A 376-nucleotide genomic window follows, 5' to 3' on the forward strand; every position below is an offset into this window, starting at 1 on the left:
CAGGGCGAGCAGACTGTCGAGACCGGCATCGATACCGACGGCCCCGGACACCGGTGCGTCCTCGATCACGTCCTCGCAGAGCAGGGACACGAACCAGCGGCCCGCGCTGTCCTGCGACACCGTCACTGTGGACGGCGTGGCTCCCTCGGGCAGCGGCCGCGACCACACCACGTCGAGGGGTTCGGCCATCTTGGCCAGGGTGAGCCGGCCGTCGTAGTACCGGAAGGCGCTGCTGGTGTACGCCGCCGAGCGCCGGGAGCGTTTCTTGCTCTTGAAGGTCGGATACCCGGCCCGCTTTTCCCAGAAGTTGACGAACGCGGTCTGCAAATGCCGCAGCGCTTGCTGCAACGGCACACACGACACCTCACGCAGGAAC

General features: G+C 67.3%; 1 protein-coding gene. It reads right to left on the minus strand.

Annotated elements, in window-relative coordinates; genetic code table 11:
- Positions 1–354: RNA-guided endonuclease InsQ/TnpB family protein (locus ADL15_RS19850; RefSeq protein ID WP_198170899.1), on the minus strand; the 354-nt coding region annotated here is incomplete at its 3' end.
- Between the last annotated feature and the right edge of the window lie 22 nt (positions 355–376).

The sequence above is a fragment of the Actinoplanes awajinensis subsp. mycoplanecinus genome, assembly GCF_001509495.1.
GTDB lineage: Bacteria > Actinomycetota > Actinomycetes > Mycobacteriales > Micromonosporaceae > Actinoplanes > Actinoplanes palleronii.